This window comes from Azospirillum sp. B506 (genome assembly GCF_000333595.1).
In the GTDB taxonomy this organism is placed as follows: Bacteria; Pseudomonadota; Alphaproteobacteria; order Azospirillales; family Azospirillaceae; genus Azospirillum.
Genome location: NZ_BADK01001033.1, coordinates 1 through 906 on the forward strand (window position 1 = coordinate 1; position 906 = coordinate 906).

1 pseudogene is annotated in these 906 nt (G+C 66.1%); it reads right to left on the reverse strand.

Going from position 1 to position 906, the window contains the following annotated elements:
* Positions 1–906 (reverse strand): annotated as a pseudogene (locus tag I71_RS38610) (calcium-binding protein); the annotation flags it as partial.

Genomic DNA, 906 nt, shown 5'->3' on the forward strand with positions numbered 1-906 from the left:
GCCATCGCCGCCCACCAGCGTCTCAAGCAGAGAGACCTGCACGGTGTTGCCGGCGCTGTCCAGGGTGACGACATCGGTGCCGATGCCGCCCACCAGCGTCTCCAACAGCGAGACCTGCAAGGTCGCACCGGCGTCGCCCAGGTTGACGACATCGGTGCCGATGCCGCCGATCACCGTCTCCAACAGCGAAACCTGGATGGTCGAGCCGGCGTCGCCCAAGGTGACGACATCGGTGCCGGCGGTGCCCACCAGCGTTTCAAGCAACGAGACCTGCAGCGTCGAGCCGAACGTCCCCACAAGTGTGACGACATCGGTGCCGATGCCGCCGGTCACCGTCTCCACCAGCGAGACCTGGATGGTCGAACCGGTGTCGCCCAGGGTGACGACATCGGTGCCATCGCCGCCCACCAGCGTCTCGAACAGCGAAACCGTCACCGTGGCACCATCGGCACCCAGCACCAGCACGTCGGTGCCGATATCGCCGATCAGCGTTTCGATTCCGGCCAGCGTCACCGTATTGCCGCCGGAATTGGCCAGCGTCACCACGTCGGTGCCCACCCCGCCGATCAGGCTGTCGATCGCCGACACCACCAGCGTGTTGCCGGCTCCGTCCAGTGTGATGACTTCGGTGCCGGCCCCGCCGATCAGCGTTTCGATGCCGCCGACCACCAGGGTCGAACCGGCCGAGCCGATGGTGACGGCATCAGTGCCATCGCCGCCAGTCAAGGTCTCCAGACCCGCAACCACCAGAGTGTTGCCGGCGCTGCCCAGGCTGACGACATCGGTGCCGATGCCGCCCACCAGCGTCTCCAACAACGAGACAAGGATGGTCGAACCGGTGTCGTCCAAGGTGACGACATCGGTGCCGATGCCACCCACCAGCGTCTCAAGCAGCGGACAAGGATG